The 18,053-nt window shown below is 38.0% G+C and carries 19 protein-coding genes and 1 riboswitch; of the genes, 11 read left to right on the top strand and 8 right to left on the bottom strand.

Annotated features, from left to right (window positions below; translation table 11 throughout):
* Window positions 1–71: 71 nt before the first annotated feature.
* The gene (locus KHA99_RS27090; protein ID WP_213120583.1) at window positions 72–989 is read right to left on the bottom strand and encodes a MerR family transcriptional regulator; all 918 of its coding nucleotides are present in this window, start codon (window positions 987–989) and stop codon (window positions 72–74) included.
* A 227-nt stretch (window positions 990–1,216) separates the two neighbouring features.
* Here KHA99_RS27090 and KHA99_RS27095 point away from each other — a divergent pair, with 227 nt between their 5' ends.
* From KHA99_RS27095 to KHA99_RS27105, 3 genes are all read left to right on the top strand, one after another.
* Window positions 1,217–1,951 carry a polysaccharide deacetylase family protein gene (locus tag KHA99_RS27095; RefSeq protein ID WP_213120584.1) on the top strand — a complete coding sequence of 245 codons (735 nt, stop codon included), beginning with the start codon at window positions 1,217–1,219 and terminating at the stop codon, window positions 1,949–1,951.
* 226 nt (window positions 1,952–2,177) lie between these two features.
* Window positions 2,178–2,525, top strand: a complete 348-nt coding sequence (locus tag KHA99_RS27100) for a hypothetical protein (protein ID WP_213120585.1) — start codon at window positions 2,178–2,180, stop codon at window positions 2,523–2,525.
* Window positions 2,526–3,313: 788 nt separating this feature from the next.
* A complete protein-coding gene (locus KHA99_RS27105) occupies window positions 3,314–4,816 on the top strand; it encodes an aminotransferase class V-fold PLP-dependent enzyme (protein ID WP_213120586.1) in 1,503 nt (500 codons plus the stop codon).
* 58 nt (window positions 4,817–4,874) lie between these two features.
* Here KHA99_RS27105 and KHA99_RS27110 read toward each other — a convergent pair whose 3' ends face one another.
* Window positions 4,875–5,408, bottom strand: a complete 534-nt coding sequence (locus KHA99_RS27110; protein ID WP_213120587.1) for a YceI family protein — start codon at window positions 5,406–5,408, stop codon at window positions 4,875–4,877.
* Between the two features lie 383 nt (window positions 5,409–5,791).
* On the opposite strand from KHA99_RS27110, the gene helD reads away from it, so the two are divergent.
* Entirely contained in the window at window positions 5,792–8,113 is a 2,322-nt protein-coding gene (helD, locus tag KHA99_RS27115; protein WP_213120588.1) for an RNA polymerase recycling motor HelD, read from the top strand.
* A gap of 38 nt (window positions 8,114–8,151) precedes the next feature.
* On the opposite strand, the gene KHA99_RS27120 is transcribed toward helD, so the two are convergent.
* Complete coding sequence (locus KHA99_RS27120; protein ID WP_213120589.1) at window positions 8,152–8,286, bottom strand: BA3454 family stress response protein; 135 nt, start codon at window positions 8,284–8,286, stop codon at window positions 8,152–8,154.
* A gap of 162 nt (window positions 8,287–8,448) precedes the next feature.
* Here KHA99_RS27120 and KHA99_RS27125 point away from each other — a divergent pair, with 162 nt between their 5' ends.
* The gene (locus KHA99_RS27125; protein ID WP_213120590.1) at window positions 8,449–8,916 is read left to right on the top strand and encodes a GNAT family N-acetyltransferase; all 468 of its coding nucleotides are present in this window, start codon (window positions 8,449–8,451) and stop codon (window positions 8,914–8,916) included.
* A gap of 24 nt (window positions 8,917–8,940) precedes the next feature.
* Here the strand turns inward: KHA99_RS27125 and KHA99_RS27130 are convergent, their stop codons facing one another.
* Window positions 8,941–9,171, bottom strand: a complete 231-nt coding sequence (locus tag KHA99_RS27130) for a hypothetical protein (RefSeq protein ID WP_213120591.1) — start codon at window positions 9,169–9,171, stop codon at window positions 8,941–8,943.
* Between the two features lie 328 nt (window positions 9,172–9,499).
* Here KHA99_RS27130 and asnS point away from each other — a divergent pair, with 328 nt between their 5' ends.
* Window positions 9,500–10,891, top strand: a complete 1,392-nt coding sequence (asnS, locus tag KHA99_RS27135; protein WP_213120592.1) for an asparagine--tRNA ligase — start codon at window positions 9,500–9,502, stop codon at window positions 10,889–10,891.
* A gap of 58 nt (window positions 10,892–10,949) precedes the next feature.
* On the opposite strand, the gene KHA99_RS27140 is transcribed toward asnS, so the two are convergent.
* Window positions 10,950–11,123 (bottom strand): hypothetical protein, encoded by a 174-nt coding sequence (locus KHA99_RS27140; protein ID WP_213120679.1) that lies wholly within the window; start codon window positions 11,121–11,123, stop codon window positions 10,950–10,952.
* A 226-nt stretch (window positions 11,124–11,349) separates the two neighbouring features.
* On the opposite strand from KHA99_RS27140, the gene KHA99_RS27145 reads away from it, so the two are divergent.
* Genes KHA99_RS27145 through KHA99_RS27155 form a run of 3 tightly spaced genes read left to right on the top strand, consistent with a single transcriptional unit; the run spans window position 11,350 to window position 12,380 of the window.
* Window positions 11,350–11,721 (top strand): DUF2089 domain-containing protein, encoded by a 372-nt coding sequence (locus KHA99_RS27145; protein WP_213120593.1) that lies wholly within the window; start codon window positions 11,350–11,352, stop codon window positions 11,719–11,721.
* Complete coding sequence (locus KHA99_RS27150) at window positions 11,722–12,108, top strand: SHOCT-like domain-containing protein (protein ID WP_213120594.1); 387 nt, start codon at window positions 11,722–11,724, stop codon at window positions 12,106–12,108.
* Between the two features lie 2 nt (window positions 12,109–12,110).
* Window positions 12,111–12,380 carry a hypothetical protein gene (locus tag KHA99_RS27155; protein ID WP_213120595.1) on the top strand — a complete coding sequence of 90 codons (270 nt, stop codon included), beginning with the start codon at window positions 12,111–12,113 and terminating at the stop codon, window positions 12,378–12,380.
* Between the two features lie 31 nt (window positions 12,381–12,411).
* Here the strand turns inward: KHA99_RS27155 and KHA99_RS27160 are convergent, their stop codons facing one another.
* On the bottom strand, window positions 12,412–13,893 hold the full coding sequence (locus tag KHA99_RS27160; protein ID WP_213120596.1) for an amino acid permease: 1,482 nt from the start codon (window positions 13,891–13,893) through the stop codon (window positions 12,412–12,414).
* A 102-nt stretch (window positions 13,894–13,995) separates the two neighbouring features.
* Window positions 13,996–14,185: riboswitch (Lysine riboswitch) on the bottom strand.
* A gap of 271 nt (window positions 14,186–14,456) precedes the next feature.
* Here KHA99_RS27160 and KHA99_RS27165 point away from each other — a divergent pair.
* A complete protein-coding gene (locus KHA99_RS27165; RefSeq protein WP_213120597.1) occupies window positions 14,457–15,272 on the top strand; it encodes a YitT family protein in 816 nt (271 codons plus the stop codon).
* A 76-nt stretch (window positions 15,273–15,348) separates the two neighbouring features.
* On the opposite strand, the gene KHA99_RS27170 is transcribed toward KHA99_RS27165, so the two are convergent.
* Entirely contained in the window at window positions 15,349–15,963 is a 615-nt protein-coding gene (locus KHA99_RS27170) for a PH domain-containing protein (RefSeq protein WP_213120598.1), read from the bottom strand.
* A gap of 220 nt (window positions 15,964–16,183) precedes the next feature.
* On the opposite strand from KHA99_RS27170, the gene KHA99_RS27175 reads away from it, so the two are divergent.
* A complete protein-coding gene (locus KHA99_RS27175) occupies window positions 16,184–17,152 on the top strand; it encodes a DMT family transporter (protein ID WP_213120599.1) in 969 nt (322 codons plus the stop codon).
* 37 nt (window positions 17,153–17,189) lie between these two features.
* On the opposite strand, the gene KHA99_RS27180 is transcribed toward KHA99_RS27175, so the two are convergent.
* Window positions 17,190–18,050, bottom strand: a complete 861-nt coding sequence (locus KHA99_RS27180; RefSeq protein WP_213120600.1) for a DUF421 domain-containing protein — start codon at window positions 18,048–18,050, stop codon at window positions 17,190–17,192.
* Between the last annotated feature and the right edge of the window lie 3 nt (window positions 18,051–18,053).

The raw sequence follows: 18,053 nt of genomic DNA on the forward strand, positions 1-18,053 counted from the left end.
TTAAAAATGACCGAAAACCTTGATATCCAACGAAAAGAATCAGCGTAAATGAAGATTCCCGCACCTTAAATTTAACTCCAAAATTTCCACCACTTTTTTTCCTTTGCCGCGGCAACCTCTCGATAGTTTGCCAGCATTTGTTGAAACGCGGCTTCCCTTTGCCGGATATCATGACGGTATTGCTCACGGTCATCCATCAGGAATTCACGTTCCTTTGCGATTTCATCAGCCAAATTGGAAATTTCGTTATTAGTTTGGTCGATATAATTTGAAAGCTTATCTGAGGTTTCGACAACCTGTTTTGTGAGGGAATAAACTTCATCAGCAGTTTCGATGGTGACATTCTTGATGTTGGAAGATAAATATCTTAACTTATCTGCGGTTTCCTCCGAAGCTTTCGAAATGGTCTCCGACAGTTCCCGAATATGCTCTTTTGTGTTTTCTGAAGATTTATAAATGGAATCCTGCACGGATTTAACGGTTATAAGCGTTCCGTTTGAAATCTCCTTTTTTACCTCAGTTAATACTTCTTTTCGTACAACACTTCTAATTTCCTCTTTAACCTCATTTAAGAAGTTTTTCTTATAGGCATCCATCACCTCAAAAAATAAATCAGCATTCGATAAGCTGTTTTCGTTATCAGGGATAGAAGGCTGTTTGGTTATATGGGTAATCATTTCGAATGTGACTGGTTCCGGGGGAGAAATAAACTCAATATCAGCGTCAGCGGCTGTTTCTTCGAGCTCTGTATCATGATTGGCGATGGATTGTTTTAACAGTGCATCCCGAACTGCTTCTTTACCCATCTTTTTAGCAAATAGTTCCTTTACTTCGGTTAATTGGTTAATCTCAACATCTGTATAAATTCTTGCCCCTTGTTTTGATCTGGAAATATGGAGTATTCCTGTTAATTCCTTCTCCCATTGCCGGATGATGCCAGGTGCAGTATTTATTTTTTTGGAAACTTCTTTAAGTGTATAAGACTTCATGAGAATCATTCCTTTCTATTTATCTCGGAAAGAATTTTATGAGTTCGATACTAAGATATTCACCATCCGATATGGTTTTTTCCTGCCGCTTGACAAAAGCTATCAAAACAAGACGAAAATCTTGAAATAGTAACATTTTATTGCAAATTGAGCGGTTTGATAAGGGAAGAATGAAGGTAGAAATGTTAGGAATAATAAGGAAAAAACGTATTTTGAAGAGGGATTGTATGAAAAACATTCTATTAGTAGTGTCCTGTCTTTTGCTGTTAGTTTTTCCTGACCGGGCCATGGCGGCAAAAAAAGTGCCAATCTTAATTTATCATTCGATTGAAGAGTATAGCGGTCATGGGCAAAAGGAGCTCTATGTAAGACCAGAGAATTTTGAAAAACAAATGACATATTTGAGGGATCATGGTTTTACATTGCTGACCTTTGAAAGATGGGCTGATAAGGAGAAGGTTGACAAGCCAATCTTTCTTACCTTTGATGATGGCTATAAAAATAATCTTAATGTTTTTTACATCTTTCAAAGGCTGAAATCAGAAAATTTTAATCCAACAGGAACATTCTTTATTATTGCTGATTTTATTGAGCGGCCCAATCGATTATCCCCATCGGATTTAAAGATGCTAGCCAATTCAGGGCTCATTTCTATTCAATCACATACAGCAACACATCCTGAATTATCTAAAATAGCTAATTACGAGTATGAATTAAACCACTCAAAGAAAAAAATCGAAAAAATTACGGGTAAATCGGTTATTGCTCTCTCATATCCATTTGGAGATTTCGATGAAAAAGTAGTGGAGGAAACAAAGAAATATTATACCTATGGAATAACCACTACTCCTGGGCCTTATATAAAAACTGGAATAAAAAATGAACTATATCTACTGCCAAGGACGTATATAAAATATTCAACCACGCTAGAAGAGTTTGCGAAAATCGTGGAGGCTAAATAAACGGTTACGTGATTTCCTAGTAATCGTTTTTTTTTGCTAATAGGAAAGCATAAATTTTCACTTTCCTAACGCATAAATTCAACTACGCCTCTGTCTTCGTCCTATCGGACTCGCCAATCGGCGAGTTTTCATTCATGCTTGAAAAGGGTTTGTAATTTTTCCGAAACTTCCATGTAAACTAACATCGCTATAATAAGTTAAATAAGGGAATAGAGAAGGTGTGTTTATGGAAGAGACAATGGTCAAGTCCTATCTGCAGAAATCATTGGAAGAGTGGAAGCAAGATATTTTAGTGGTGCTAGAAGAAATTGAAAAGGAATATGAGGAAGTATCTCAAGAATTAAAAGTCTATACCTATAAATACGGGATCACCAAACAAGTGATTCAATCCACAGTCAATGAGGAGTTAATTGATAAAATCCGTGAAATGTATCATAAGCCGTTTGAAGAAAGCTATAATCAACTAAAAGAATACATACGTGACCTTGAGGAGAAAAAACGTGTCTTTCAAATGTTTACCCAAAAAATTGACGAAGTCAATCGGAAGGAATCCACAAAGGTCACTACTTATTAACAATAAACAAAAGCAGCAAATACAGGCTTTTCAGATTGTCGAGAAAGGGTATTTTTCTCGACAATTTTTTATGTTCTAACACCGATATTTTTGATTGTCCCTGCTAATGGGCCTGTTGATTTCCGCTCCGGGCACTCGCTTTCCGCGGGGAGGTCCTGGAGCCTCCTCGGCGCTGAAAGCACCTGTGGGGTCTCCAGTGACCTCTATTTCCCGCAGGAGTCGAGTGCCCTCCGCTCCAATCAACAGGGAGGCAAATTAACCTAAAGTATTGCAACAAACTATTTCTAACTTTGAAAATTGTACTTCAATCTTTAATAAATTTTGGCAAGTTGAAGAAAGGAGTCTGTTCATATGCAATAACATTGGCTAGACTCATTTGGTTTTAATAATTTATTCACCTCTTATTTTTATTTGCATTGTGAGTTGAAGGTCTGTATTGAATACACCTGTTGATTGGCGCGGAAGGCACGAAGACTCCTGCGGGAGTACGGGACAGGGGAGACCCCGCAGGAGCTTTAGCGACGAGGAGGCTTCCCGGCACGCCCGCGGAAAGCGAAGTGCCTGGAGCGCCAATCAACAGACTTGTTGAAAGGTCAATATATTTTAATATTTAAATAATTAACGAAGTTGTGAAAAATCGTGAATAAGATAAAAATTTATCGATAGTTATTCGACAGCCTGAGCAGCCAAAATAGGCTGCTTTTATTTATATAGAACGAAACCGAGACCCATGAAAAAGCTTCTCGCATATACTGGTTATCAAGACTTTGTGTTGAGGTGGAATTGACATGATTACCGGCAAAATTGGCAGCAAAACCTTTCGCATTCCTGATAACCTCGAAACCTATTTTCAAAGCTTCCGTGACCACGTTATTGGAATTAATCATGAATTTGACTCTCCCTATGGTAAAAAGAAGATTATTTATGGTGACTGGACAGCAAGCGGACGTCTTTACCGGAAAATTGAGGAGAAAATTACAGAAGTTTTTGGTCCTTTTATGGCGAATACCCATACAGAATCAAACATAACTAGTTTAATGATGACGGGAATGTATAAACAAGCAAAAAAAATCATCAAGGAGCATGTCCGTGCTGATAAATATGATGTGGTTCACTTAGACGGTTTTGGGATGACCTCTGTGATCAATAAATTTCAAAGAATTCTGGGGCTGCGAATACATGAGCAGTGGAAAAAACGGCTAAACTTACCTGAAAAAGAGAGGCCGATTATTTTTCTAACCCATATGGAGCATCATTCGAATCAAACATCCTGGCTTGAAACGACGGCGGATGTTGTCATGATACAGCCTGACAGAAATGGAAATGTTGATATTTCCCATTTAGAGCAGCTTTTAAAGAGATATGAAGATCGTCCATTAAAAATTGGTTCGTTTTCAGCCTGCTCCAATGTAACAGGGATTCAAACGCCGTTTCATCAATTAGCCAAAATCATGCACGAACATGGCGGACTATGTTTTGTTGACTTTGCGGCATCTGCCCCTTATGTCTCTATTAACATGCATCCAACTGATCCAATGGAAAAATTAGATGCTGTTTTTTTCTCGCCACATAAGTTTTTAGGAGGGCCGGGAACAAGCGGTGTGATAATATTTGATTCCAGGTTATATAAGAACAAGATTCCCGACCATCCAGGCGGAGGGACAGTTACTTGGACTAACCCATGGGGAGGACATCACTATTATGATGACATTGAAATCAAGGAGGATGGAGGTACGCCCGGAATTCTTCAGGGTATTCGAACGGCTTTATGCATAAATCTAAAAGAACAGATGGGGATTGAAAACATTTTAAAGAGAGAGAAAGAAATGCTGCAGCTGCTGCTGCCACGGTTAGAGGAAATCCCTGGGCTCCATATTTTAGAAGGTCATGTGAAAGACCGGTTAGGAATCGTTTCCTTTTACGTCGAAAATGTTCATTATAATTTAATTGTCCGCCTTCTAAATGACCGTTTTGGGGTTCAGGTTCGCGGCGGCTGTTCATGTGCAGGAACATATGGGCATTACTTGTTTAATATTGACAAAAATTCCTCTCAGCAAATAACCGACAAAATAGACCAAGGGGATTTATCAACAAAGCCTGGCTGGGTGCGGTTTTCATTGCATCCGATTATGTCTAATGAAGAAATCCTAACGTTTGTTGCGGCAATGCAGGAGATTGTTGCCAATATAGAAATGTGGAAACAAGATTATTTATATGATGCTGCTAGTAATGATTATTTTTATATAGATTTTATTCGCGAAGATTTGTCGCCGCTTTTTGATATGGAATGATAATTAATAGGTGAAAAAGCTCTCCAAATACCAGGAGAGCTTTTTTGTTGTGGCTAAATTATTCAGCTTTTGCTGCTTGAATTTGCAGATTGATCTTTACTTTATCGCCAACAAGGACCCCGCCAGTTTCAAGTGCCGCATTCCAAACCAAACCATAATCAGAGCGGTTTAGAGTGCCTGCAGCACTGAAACCAACTTTTTCATTTCCCCAAGGATCTTTGCCTTGACCTTCAAAGGAAACAGCGAAAGTTTCTTGTTTTGTCACTCCACGTAGCGTTAAATCGCCGGTTACATTGTACTCGCCATCATCAGTCTTTTCAATATTTGTTGCTTTGAAAGTCATAGCAGGATAATTGGCAGCATCAAAGAAATCCGCAGACACTAAGTGGCCATCACGATCTTGGTTGCGCGTATCCACACTTGAAGTTTCAACCGAGAACTCGATGTTTGCGGTTGTTAAATCTGCAGGATCTGCTTCAATATTGGCGCTGAAGCTGTTGAATGTTCCTTTTACGTTTGCAATCATCATGTGACGAACAGAAAAGTCTACACTGCTGTGTGCAGGGTCTAATGCCCATTTTGTTTTAGTCATGTTAAAATCTCTCCCTTTTTAGTTTGAAATAATTTATCTTGATTTTGAAATAACTTAATTCAAGATAAATTATATGATTAGGTCATGCTGATTGTCAATTGTTTTTTTATAAATTATTTATTGGATTTTTCAAATACTACAAAGGGATTTAAATGGAGATTGATATTGAGGAAAAGAGCGTCATAAAATGAAAAAAACGCCAAAGCGGCGTTTTTACTTTTAAAAAAATACACTTGAAAATAGACAAAAAAACATGTTAAAATGAACTTTGGCAAGAAAACCAAATTATGATTAGGATTATAAATATCCTATAATAACATTACCACATTCGTTCGCTGTTGTCAACTAATGCAGCCAAAATTTATTTGGGGAGTGGTTGTTGAATGAAGGATTTACAAGATAATGACTGGGAATTGGAGCAGGAAAGAGTTAATTCGGTAGTGCATGAAGTGGATAAAAAGATAGCCAAATTACAAAAAAATACCGGCAGAGTTAGCTCTGATGTTCTGGAAATCCGCAAGACTTTTTGGGAGGATGTTACAGTCAATCTGGATGAACCGGATGACGTCATTGAAACAGCGGCTAGTATTAAACAGCAGGCAGAACTTCTCTCAGAGCGGGAACGGACACACAGTCAGCTAGACAGAACCCTCAAAACCTTGGATAAATTAAAATTTTCTCCTTACTTTGGTCGTATTGATTTTTGGGAGGCTGGTGAAAAGTCGACCGATCAAGTATATCTGGGGATTGCTTCATTAATGGATGAACAGGATGAAAACTTCTTAATTTATGACTGGCGTGCGCCGATTTCCAGTCTTTATTATGATTATTCACCCGGGCCGGCACATTATCAAACCCCGGAAGGGACCATCCACGGTGAAATGGAGTTGAAAAGGCAATTTATCATCCGGTTTTCGGAAATTAAAGGAATGTTCGATACCGGTGTCACCATCGGTGATGAAATGCTGCGGGAGGTTCTGGGGAACAATGCCAGTACCCAAATGAAAAGCATTGTCGCAACGATTCAGCGCGAGCAAAATGCGATTATCCGTAATGAACGAAGTAAATTGCTGATTGTCCAAGGTGTGGCCGGGAGCGGCAAGACCTCAGCGGCGATGCAGCGGGTGGCTTATCTTTTGTATCGATATCGAGGTACATTGAAATCGGAAAATATTTTGTTGTTTTCTCCAAATCCTTTATTCAACAGCTATGTCGCAACAGTATTGCCTGAGCTGGGAGAAGAGAACATGCAGCAATCGACCTTCCAGGAATACTTAAATCAAAGATTGGGCCGGGAATTTGACGTTGAGGATCCTTTTACCCAGATTGAATACCTGCTAAGTTTAGTGGACAATGACCATTGTCAATCAAGGTTGAATGGTATTCGCTTCAAGGCTAGTTTGGAGTTTAAGCGATTAATAGAAGAATATGCAGCGAGGTTATCAAATCAAGGTTTAATCTTTAAGGATATAAGCTTTAGAGGAAATGTTTTAATCTCGAAAAAAGAAATTCACGATTATTTTTATACTTTAAATACCAATTTTTCAATTCCAAACAGGATGCTGCTTCTCAAGGAGTGGCTTAAGAAAGAATTAAAGAAATGGGTCAAACGGGAACAGTCCCGAAGCTGGGTTGAGGAAGAGATTCAATATTTGGAGAAAGAGGATTATTTAGAGGTTTATAAAAAACTCCAGGAAAAGAAACGGTTTACGGAGCATTCATTTGATGATTTCGACCAGGAACAAAAGTTGTTGGCAGAAATGGTTGTGAAAGAAAAATTTAAGCCAATATTTGCGGCAGTTAAAAACCTAAAATTTATCAATCTGCCGTTAATTTATCTTGGGTTATTTAACAAGGAAAATAATCCTTCCGAACTGCCGCTAATGTGGGATACCATATGCTCTCAAACAAAGGCACAAATAAGCAGTATGGTGATTCCTTACGAAGATGCCACGCCATATGTGTACTTGCAGGATTTAATTGAGGGGAGAAAGTCAAATTCCTCCATTCGTCATATATTTATTGACGAGGCCCAGGATTACACTCCTTTTCAGTTCGCCTTTATAAAAATGTTGTTTCCTTACAGTAAGGTGACCTTACTTGGAGACTTTAACCAAGCTATTTTCTCAGGGGCGACGGGAATGCAATCAGTTTTCACTGATTTTCAGGCAGAAGAGGGAGAGGTTGAAAAATTTGTTTTAACGAAAACATATCGTTCGACTAAGGAGATTGTTGAATTCACAAGGGAGTTTATTGAGAATGGCGACAAAATTGAGCCTTTTAACCGGAGCGGTATCAAGCCTTCGCTGAATGTAGTTGAAAGTAATTTGCTCAATAAACAGGTTTTGGAGAAAATTAAAGAACTTCAAACAAGCCATCGAACGATTGCGGTTATTTGCAGAACTGGCGAGGAAAGCAAACGGGTATATGAAGTTTTAAAAGAAGATGTTCCTCTTCATTTTATTGAAAAAGGAACAACTTCCTATGAAAGCGGGGTGTCGGTGATTCCCTCATATCTTTCAAAAGGAATTGAATTTGATGCAGTCATCCTTTATGATAGTTCACAATATCAAAAAGAAAGCGACCGAAAGTTATTTTATACAGTCTGTACCCGAGCGATGCACGAATTGCATTTATTTGCAACAGATGGAATAAGTCCCCTTATGGTTGATGTGCCAAAAAACACATATGAAATAATCGGATAGAAAATAAAAAGGCAGCAAATTTGCTGCCTTTTCAAACTTTATTTCTTCCATTGCTTTTGAACCTGTTCAAAAGCAAGGCGGAGTATTTCTTCATCAGATGTATTTTGGTCGGCAATGACATTTGTCCAATAGTTTCTTCCTTCGAAAGTAATATTTACCTCAATTTGTACCATATAAAATCACCTTTCTTTACAAAATTAATTGAGTAGAAAATCCTATTTTTCACAACGGTTTAAGCTTATTCGGAGAACTGATTTTTATGACATAATTTTAAAGTGTGAATAACTGATTTTTTGATAAAATATCCTAAGTATCAATAAAAAAGGAGAAAAACGATGTCGATACATTTTGAAGAGATTAGGAAAGAAACACTCTATATTGCGCTTGAGATTGTTAATTCGAATCCCGAATACAATGTTTTGGAAAATGATTTGGCGGCAAGGGAGCTTGCCGATTTGGAAAAGGAATTTTTAAACCCTAAAACGATCAGTGCTTTTATCAAACTTGATGATACTTATATTGGTGTTATGGATTACGTGCTGGAAAATCCCAACGATCATTTTCCTTGGCTTGGACTGCTGATGATTCATGCTGATTATCAAGGATATGGTTTTGGTGCACAAGCTTATGCACAATTTGAAAATGAGATGGACAAGCGGGGTTTGGACAGAGTCCGAATTGGTCTTATAAAAGAAAATACTAAAGCAAGACATTTTTGGGAATTATTAGGGTTTAGATATTATAACACAGCTGACTGGGAAAAAGGAAGAGTTATTTTTTGTTATGAAAAATTTATCGGATAAAAAAGCCTCCGGTTTGGAAGCTTTTTAAACTTCAACGCTCAGGAACTCCTCGGCGAACTGCTGGACAAGATTTTTGTCTAGATTATTTTTCTTTAATGTGGATTCTGCTAGAACTAAATGGGCTTGTATGGAAACATTTCTTTTTAAATCGCGGATTGATACATCCCCATTTAATAATTGAATAGCTTTCTCACGGATGTCTTGATTCTTCGATGAATTGTAAAGAAGATAGGCAATACAAGTGATTTTGTCCATAACCAACACTCCTAACCAATCAAGAATCGAACATTTGTTTACTAATTCGACTTCGATTTTTATTTTCCTGCTATTTTTTCAGAAAATTATTAAAAATTACGTCATGGATTAGACTAACCTAACAAAAACGAAGGCTAAATTATCGATTTTGTTGAATATTGCTTATTTGTGAGGATTTTAATATAATATGGAAGGGATAAACACTAACGGTAACAACAGGGGAAATTACCTTTCGTCCCAACTTGGGATGGGAGGTTTTTTATTTAAATGGTCACTCCTGCCTCTGGTTGTTCAATAACTTATACATATAAATTAGGAGGAAATTCAAGTGAAACAGGTCTTAATTAAAGATTTGTACAGAAATACTGAAAGCTTCATTGACAAAAAAGTTGAATTATCCGGCTGGATCCGGACAATTCGTGATTCAAAAACGTTTGGATTTATTGAATTAAATGATGGGAGCTTTTTTAAGAGTGTTCAGATTGTTTTCGATGACAAGCTAGAGAACTATAAAGATATTGCCAAGCTGCCAATTAGCTCATCAATTAAAATAGAGGGAGAATTTATCCATACCCCTCAGGCGAAGCAGCCGTTTGAAATCAAAGCAACAACTATTGTGATTGAAGGGACTTCAAACGTAGATTATCCGCTGCAGAAGAAAAGACACACATTTGAATATTTAAGAACGATTGCTCATTTAAGACCGAGAACCAACACTTTCTCTGCTGTTTTTCGTGTGAGATCAATTGCAGCGTATGCCATGCATAAATTTTTTAACGAAAAAGGCTTTGTTTATGTTCACTCGCCGATTATAACAGGGAGTGACACAGAAGGTGCAGGTGAAATGTTTAGAGTAACCTCGCTGGATTTAAATAACCTGCCGAAAAATGAAGAGGGCAAAACAGACGATACCAAGGATTTCTTTGGAAAAGAAACGAATTTAACCGTAAGCGGCCAGCTTTCTGCCGAATCCTTTGCCCTTGCATTCCGTAATGTCTATACGTTTGGTCCAACATTTAGAGCTGAAAACTCTAACACGGCAAGACATGCTGCGGAATTCTGGATGATTGAACCGGAAGTGGCGTTTGCAGAGCTTCCTGATATTATGGACCTAGCTGAAGAAATGGTGAAATATGTAATCGGATATGTGTTAGAACATGCTCCGGAGGAAATGGCCTTCTTTAACAGCTTTGTGGAGAAGGGATTATTGGATCGCTTAAACAATGCATATACAGCCGACTTTGGCCGAGTCACTTACACAGAGGCTATTGAACTTTTGAAAAAATCAGGTGAGAATTTTGCTTATCCAGTTGAATGGGGCCTTGACCTGCAAACGGAGCATGAGCGCTTTTTATGCGAAAAGGTATACCAAAAGCCGGTGTTTGTCACAGACTATCCAAAAGAAATCAAAGCCTTCTATATGCGCTTAAATGAAGACGACAAAACGGTGGCAGCGACCGACCTTCTTGTACCGGGAATCGGGGAATTGATTGGCGGCAGCCAGCGTGAAGAACGTGAAGAGGTTCTTGCTGCAAAAATCAAAGAACTTGGCATGAACGAAGAAGACTATTGGTGGTACTTGGAATTAAGAAAATACGGCGCCACCAAGCATTCTGGCTATGGCCTTGGCTTCGAACGCCTGATCATGTACCTAACCGGAATGACCAATATCAGAGACGTGATTCCATTCCCAAGAACACCAGGAAATGCAGATTTTTAAACTAATTGACAAAATAAGAAGACCAACCGAGTGGTTGGTCTTCTTATTTTGTCTGTTTCTAAAGTTCTTCTAATTCTTCCTCAAAATAAAATAAACTCGGCTGTTCTTTGACGATATAGGAATATCGCTTCATATTTTTTATATATTGCCACTTTAAAATCGTAACTGTCTCTCCGGTTGTTTTAATGCTCACCATTTGTCCATTTTGGTATCGATTATTGGTGCTTTTCAAATTAAACACTCCTTCTGTTATCTAATTGAGTATACCACATATTTACAAAACTGTTTGGTTGTTCAGGGGCATTTTTTTGTTTTTTTTGTTGCTTTAATTTAACGTTTTTAATATTGGTTTTAACTAATTTAATTTTTTAAATAAATTAAATTAAAAATATTAATTTATCCTTTAAATTATTATGAAAGTGATGTATGATATGGTTAATAAAGGAAGGGAGAATAAAATGGCTTACCCGTTAATTACTAATTGCCCCGTTTGCAGCAAACAATTAAACATTACTAAACTGCAGTGTAAACATTGCCACACGACGGTGGAAAATGAATTCGAATTATCAAAGCTTGCCTCACTTGGACAGGAACAGCTTCATTTTATTGAAATTTTCCTGAAGTGCCGCGGAAGTATTAAAGAAGTCGAAAAAGAACTTGGGATTTCTTATCCGACCGTTAGAGGGAAATTAGACGACATCATTTCGGCCTTGGGCTACTCAGCAAACCGGAAGCCGGAGGTTGATAAGAAGAAGGTTGTATCCATGCTGGAAAAAGGGGAAATCACTGCCGAAGAGGCTATTGCCTTATTAAAAGAGGGGGATATGTAAATGAAAGATGAAATCTCTAGAGTGTTAACGTTGGTCGAGGAAGGTAAGCTTGATAAAGAAAAAGCGACTGAACTGATTAACATCCTTCAAGGGAAGGAACTAACTGTTGAATTAAAGAAAGAAACCTCATCATATGGCAGCAAAATGCTAAAAATCCGAGTTAATTCCCATGAAGGTGACAATGTTAATGTCAATCTTCCCATTAATCTTGTGAAAGCAGTGTTGAAGGTGGGCACCAGCATTGCCGAAAGAATTCCGCAAGCGGAAAAGTATGTGAAAGATATCAATGTAGATTTGTTGATAGAAGCGATTGAAAACGAACTAGACGGCCAAATTGTTGATGTTACTTCCGCAAATGGCGATAAAGTATTTGTGGTGATTGAATAAGCATGTTAAAGGTGGGTTTAAAAGTAAAAGGAAAAAGCTTTACGGTACCTGTTCCTTATGTTGTATTAAAACTATTTGGTTCGGTTATCACATCTAGAAGATTTATTGATTTTATAAACAAATCGATTAAAAAAGGCGGGGAAAAATTCGTCTTTCCAAAGATAGAAAAAAGGGACTTGAAGCCTTTATTGGATGGTCTGACCAAGTATAAAGGCCTGTTGTTAGTGGATACGAAATTAAAAGATGGGACAGAGGTTACTATTAGATTATAAAAAAATGGCTCCTTGGGAGCCATTTTTAATTTTAATTGTTTAAATCACACTTCTCCAAAGGAATAACCTTTGTTTTCTTTGTGAATTTATAGCCTAACCAAAGGATAAGGAATAATGGCAGACCGATATAGGATACTAAAACACCGTTCCAATCAATATGATCGCCCATAAATGCTGAATAGTTTTGCCCAATTACGACAATGGCGCAAACAATAAATGCAAAGATTGGGCCAAATGGGAACAGCTTTGATTTATATGGCAATAAATTTAGATCTTTGCCTTGAGCTACATAAGCTCTGCGGAAACGGTAATGACAAATCGCAATTCCTAGCCATGCGATAAAGCCGGACATACCGGAAGCATTTAAAAGCCATACATAAACTGTACCATCGCCAAAGAGGGATGCCAGAAAAGCAAGTGTTCCGACTAATGCTGTTACAATTAAAGCATTAACTGGCACACCATTTTTGTTCAATTTACCAAGAAATTTTGGTGCTTTTCCTTCACGTGCCAAATCCCAAAGCATCCGAGTCGATGCATACATTCCTGAATTACCTGCTGATAAAACAGCTGTTAAAATGACTGCGTTCATGACAGAAGCAGCAAATGCGATTCCTGCTTTTTGGAAAACAAGCGTAAATGGACTTACGGCAACATCTCCATTAGCAAGGTTTTCATTTGTGTAAGGAATAATAAGACCAATAACAAGAATAGCTAACACATAGAATAAAAGAATTCGCCAAAAAACTTGCTTTACTGCACGCGGAATTGATTTTTCTGGGTTATCTGTTTCACCCGCTGCAACACCTAAAAGTTCAGTTCCTTGGAAGGAAAATCCAGCTGCCATAAAGATTCCAAGCATAGCCATGAATCCGCCATGGAATGGTGCATCTCCAACTGTAAAGTTTTTAAAGCCAATTGCTTCATTTCCCATAATTCCAAAAATCATTAACGTACCAGCAATGATAAAGATCACAACAGTTACAACTTTAATTAATGAGAACCAATATTCCGCCTCGCCAAATCCCTTAACGGAAAGATAATTTAACAAGAACATGATAACTAAAAAGATGCTGCTCCATAATAGTGAAGGAGAATCTGGGAACCAGAATTTCATAATCATTGTTACTGCAGAAAGTTCTGCTGCAATCGTAATAGCCCAGTTGTACCAATAGTTCCAGCCTAGGGCAAAGCCAAGGGATGGATCCACGAATTTCGTAGCATAGGTACTAAAGCTTCCTGCTACCGGCATGTAGGCACCCATTTCAGCTAAGCTTTGCATTAAGAAATAAACCATAATGCCAATAACAAGATATGAAAGAATCGCTCCGCCAGGTCCCGCACTATGGATCGCTCCGCCGCTGGCAAGAAATAATCCGGTCCCGATGGTTCCACCAAGAGAAATCATCGTAAGATGGCGGGACTTTAAGCTCCGTCTTAATTCATTTTTATCATTTTTCGGACCCGTGGGCCTAGTGTATATTTCGTCTTTACTTACCTGCGATGTTTGCATGTTTATGACTCCTTTTAAATTTTTTTATAGGAAGGAGTTTGGAATAAAAAATGCCCTCGAAGCAGATTCGACGGCATTTGTATATACCCCGCATCATACCTTCCGAAAGATAGCTCAACACGTAAAGCTGGTAAGGCTAAACGTGACAGTTCTGTTCCTGTTCGGAGACAGCCCCAGCATGTTTCTCCAGAGAGAAAAACACACTTCGGCAGCTTTTCCTTTCAAACGGAGTCAAAAACATCTCTGCGTCTCGTCCATTTTACTGATAAAAACCGCGACCTCTACCTCATCGGTTTTGATGAGGATTTAATATTAAAAATGATATATTACTAGAGTATATACGTTTTAATAAATTTGTCAATATTATATTTTGGAAACGAGGGTTTAAGGGGTTTTTGTAAGGTGAATATTAATGTAATATGCTTTTATAATTATTCAACTTAATCTTTGGGCTCTATTTCCAGATAATTAATTGTTTTTTAAATATATTAATTAGTTTACATCCTAGCTATGAATCGTTATCATTTTTTTAAATAAATAGCGGAAAGACAGGAGAAATATTCATGCAGATGGTTGGAATTATTATCGGTTCTTTTATAATTGTAACTGCATTCAATCTTTTCCTTATCCCTCACGAGGTTTTAAGTAGCGGGATGAGCGGAATTTCGATGATAGTAGGAATGATTACCCCCATAAACACAGGAGTGGCTAATCTTTTGTTGAACCTTCCCCTTTTAATCATTGGCTATAAAATGCTAGGAAAAAGATTTATCTTTAATTCAATCTTTTCAGTGTTCGTTATTTCTTTAGGACTTTATTTAGTACCAGTGTTTCCAGTTGCGAAAGATACCATCCTTTCATCAATATTTGGCGGAGCTTTGACCGGTCTGGGGGTTGGAATCGTATTTCGAAGCTCAGGTTCAACGGGCGGATTTGATATCATCGGAATGATTGTTTCCCGGAAGAAAGACTTTCCAATCGGGGTGCTCCTCTCCGGAATGAACGCGGTTGTTATTGTAATTAGCGGATTTTTATTCAATTGGGATTCGGCCCTCAATACGTTGGTTTCGATTTTTGTTACAGGAAAAGTGGTTGACGCTATTTACACGGACCATGTCAAATTAACTTTAATGATAATAACAGAAAAGGGCGAAGAAATGAGAAATCATTTGGTGGCCAACTTATACCGTGGACTCACCATTATGGATGGGGTTGGAGGATATACAAATGGCAGCAGAAAGATTTTAATCTCGGTCATTTCAAGATATGAGTTAAACGAGGTTAAATCTCTTATTTCTGAAGTCGATCCGACAGCTTTTGTGAATATTACAGAAACGATAGAAGTAATGGGGTTGTTTCATCGGCCTAGCCCGCAATAATGGTTTTAAAAATAGAGGCCGTCTCAGTACCATGGGAGTTTAGTTCCGTTTATGAGACGGCCTCTATTTTGTATTTTTAATTGTTTATATATTTTTCAAAAACAAAGCCAAAATCTTTGACACAATATTGTTTTTTACTTTCCTCGAGCCACTGGAATGCTGCCTGATTCAACATTTTAAATTGAACAACCAAATTGTTGTCAGGAGTGGAGACGCGACCTAATGTTGTGGAAGCGACATCGAGACTTTGCTTGGCAAACTGAAGTGAAATTTCATTTTCATGGGTAATCTCGGAAATTTTTATAAGTGCCTTGTATAAATCTTTGACTTCCTCGATATGCTTTTTATGAATGTCAATGGAGAAAGGCTGAGAGCCGATTTTGAATTTGATTTCTACGTCTAGGTCGACTGTACCGGCCGTTTCCAACATAACATCTGATATTTTTTTTGTGGCATAGCTGTACCGATAAAGCATCCGCTTTTTGCTTGTAGCACTAGTACCATCAAGATGGATGAGAGCATTGTTTGTAAAGCAATACTCATCAGATTTTGATTTAATTAAGAAATAAATCTTCTCATTATCCTCATGCATTACGTAATCATCGGCATCCACCTTATCATAATCGGAAGGCTTAATCACCGACCCTACATCACTTAATCCCAACAAATCTGAAGCCACTTTTCCAAACATTGTGTCAACCTCTCTCTACTAATAATATTTGCCATTCTTATGTACGAATAGGAGGTGCAGAGGTTTCGTTATTTGAATGACAATTTAAAATTTATTTCCAAAATTTTTAGAGTATGTATTTTATTTTAAGGGAAAATCAGTATTAACAAACTATTCAGAAATCTGTTATACTTTAGAGTATTGAAATATTCAAAGCTGACAAGAGTTAAAGGGGAAAACAATGCGTCCTATCATTTTAGGCATCTTTGCCGCTTTCTTTTTTGCATTTACATTTATTTTTAACAGGGCAATGGACCTTGCTGGCGGCAGCTGGGTTTGGAGTGCATCACTAAGATATTTCTTTATGATTCCATTTTTATTGCTTATTGTAATGGGGAGGAAAAATCTTAAGCCACTCTTGAAAGAGCTGAAAACGGCACCAGGAAAATGGACTTTATGGAGTTGTATTGGCTTCGGTTTGTTTTATGCGCCGCTTTGTTTTTCTGCTTCCTATGCCCCCGGTTGGCTAATTGCTGCAACCTGGCAAATAACCATTATTTCAGGTTCCCTTTTAGCTCCCCTCTTTTATGAAAAGGTCATGACCATTAACGGCCCAATTATAGTGAGAGGGAAAATTCCCTTTAAAGGGCTGGCAATGTCATTAATCATTCTGATGGGAATCGTTTTAATGCAGCTTGAGCAGGCGGGTACCCTTTCGGTTACGGCAATCGTATTAGGAGTAATGCCTGTTATAATTGCTTCTTTTGCTTACCCGCTTGGAAATCGTAAAATGATGGATATTTGCGGTGGAAGACTTGATGTTTTTCAGCGTGTTCTCGGAATGACTCTGGCAAGCATGCCCTTTTGGCTGATTTTGTCCATATATGGCCTAGTTACAGAGGGACCTCCAAGTATAGGGCAAACATTTCAATCCGGGTTAGTGGCTATTTCCTCCGGGGTAATAGCTACCATCCTGTTTTTTCAGGCGACTGATTTGGTAAGAGGAAATATGCAAAAGCTAGCCGCTGTAGAAGCAACACAGGCGATGGAGGTTTTATTCGCTTTAATTGGGGAAGTATGGCTCCTAAATACTTCTTTGCCAAATGCCGTTTCTTGGCTGGGAATGCTGCTTGTAATGGGTGGTATGGTTCTTCATAGCTATATAACTCATAAAAAGGCACCGCTCAGTGCCAGCAAGGAAAGTGCTTAATATTTAAAAAGAGGCTTTAGAGACAGCCTCTTTTTTGTTATCCATTTAAATATGGCTCGAGTTTGTCTATTAATCCTTGCATTATAGCTGCATTTTCCTTATACATTTCTTTAGACTTTTCGCAATCAGTTGATAGTGAAAAAATTTCCAAATCCGCCTGGGCCTTTTTTAGACTGGCCATTAATAGAGGACGCTGAGTTGGGGCGGGTACTTGAATTTTATCGTCATAAATATCAACCGTTATCTCACCAAAAGAATCCACTTGACCAAAAAAAACATTGTCAAGAGTAACACTAAGTTTTTCCAATTCTGTGTACAACCAGGCTCTGTTTTTACCGGATGCACGGAGACCCTCTTCAATAATATTGCCATCCATAATAACTGTATTTGGCTCCTTTTCATTTGCCATTTTCATTTGCAAATCTTTAGGAGTTATTGGCCGGTTCTCTTTTTTTAATAAGGCGGTTACTTTTCCACGCGGTTCTAATATGGCGAATTCCACATCGGCCACTTTAAATATATTTTTTTCTCGCAGCAGGGTAGACAATTCGTCGATTGTAAATCGTTCCTTTTTTAAATTTTCCTCTAAAATTTTTCCGTCTTTAATAAGAACAGTCCCTTTTCCTTCGACTACATCACGGAAGTACTTGCTCTTTAAGGATAGATAGTCAACTAAAATCGTGACAATACCGAATAAAACAACGGCCGCAGCCCCGTGCAGGTAGTTTTTTTCTAATCCTGTGATTGCTTCACCTGCGATACTTCCGATGGTAATTCCGGAAACATATTCAAAAAAGGTGAGCTGTGAAATTTGTTTCTTTCCCACCAATTTTGTGGTTAGGAATAAGAGACCAATAAAAAGAAAAGAGCGGAGGATAATTTCTACAAATCCGTTCACTTC

This window comes from Neobacillus rhizophilus (assembly GCF_018343535.1).
Taxonomy (GTDB): domain Bacteria; phylum Bacillota; class Bacilli; order Bacillales; family Cytobacillaceae; genus Neobacillus; species Neobacillus rhizophilus.

Excerpts from the sequence above, each read along its gene's own strand:
- KHA99_RS27090 (WP_213120583.1), bottom strand. The coding sequence starts at position 989 with ATGAAGTCTTATACACTTAAAGAAGTTTCCAAAAAAATAAATACTGCA.
- KHA99_RS27095 (WP_213120584.1), top strand. The coding sequence starts at position 1,217 with ATGAAAAACATTCTATTAGTAGTGTCCTGTCTTTTGCTGTTAGTTTTT.
- KHA99_RS27100 (WP_213120585.1), top strand. The coding sequence starts at position 2,178 with ATGGAAGAGACAATGGTCAAGTCCTATCTGCAGAAATCATTGGAAGAG.
- KHA99_RS27105 (WP_213120586.1), top strand. The coding sequence starts at position 3,314 with ATGATTACCGGCAAAATTGGCAGCAAAACCTTTCGCATTCCTGATAAC.
- KHA99_RS27110 (WP_213120587.1), bottom strand. The coding sequence starts at position 5,408 with ATGACTAAAACAAAATGGGCATTAGACCCTGCACACAGCAGTGTAGAC.
- helD (WP_213120588.1), top strand. The coding sequence starts at position 5,792 with ATGAAGGATTTACAAGATAATGACTGGGAATTGGAGCAGGAAAGAGTT.
- KHA99_RS27120 (WP_213120589.1), bottom strand. The coding sequence starts at position 8,286 with ATGGTACAAATTGAGGTAAATATTACTTTCGAAGGAAGAAACTATTGG.
- KHA99_RS27125 (WP_213120590.1), top strand. The coding sequence starts at position 8,449 with ATGTCGATACATTTTGAAGAGATTAGGAAAGAAACACTCTATATTGCG.
- KHA99_RS27130 (WP_213120591.1), bottom strand. The coding sequence starts at position 9,171 with ATGGACAAAATCACTTGTATTGCCTATCTTCTTTACAATTCATCGAAG.
- KHA99_RS27145 (WP_213120593.1), top strand. The coding sequence starts at position 11,350 with ATGGCTTACCCGTTAATTACTAATTGCCCCGTTTGCAGCAAACAATTA.
- KHA99_RS27150 (WP_213120594.1), top strand. The coding sequence starts at position 11,722 with ATGAAAGATGAAATCTCTAGAGTGTTAACGTTGGTCGAGGAAGGTAAG.
- KHA99_RS27155 (WP_213120595.1), top strand. The coding sequence starts at position 12,111 with ATGTTAAAGGTGGGTTTAAAAGTAAAAGGAAAAAGCTTTACGGTACCT.
- KHA99_RS27160 (WP_213120596.1), bottom strand. The coding sequence starts at position 13,893 with ATGCAAACATCGCAGGTAAGTAAAGACGAAATATACACTAGGCCCACG.
- KHA99_RS27165 (WP_213120597.1), top strand. The coding sequence starts at position 14,457 with ATGCAGATGGTTGGAATTATTATCGGTTCTTTTATAATTGTAACTGCA.
- KHA99_RS27170 (WP_213120598.1), bottom strand. The coding sequence starts at position 15,963 with ATGTTTGGAAAAGTGGCTTCAGATTTGTTGGGATTAAGTGATGTAGGG.
- KHA99_RS27175 (WP_213120599.1), top strand. The coding sequence starts at position 16,184 with ATGCGTCCTATCATTTTAGGCATCTTTGCCGCTTTCTTTTTTGCATTT.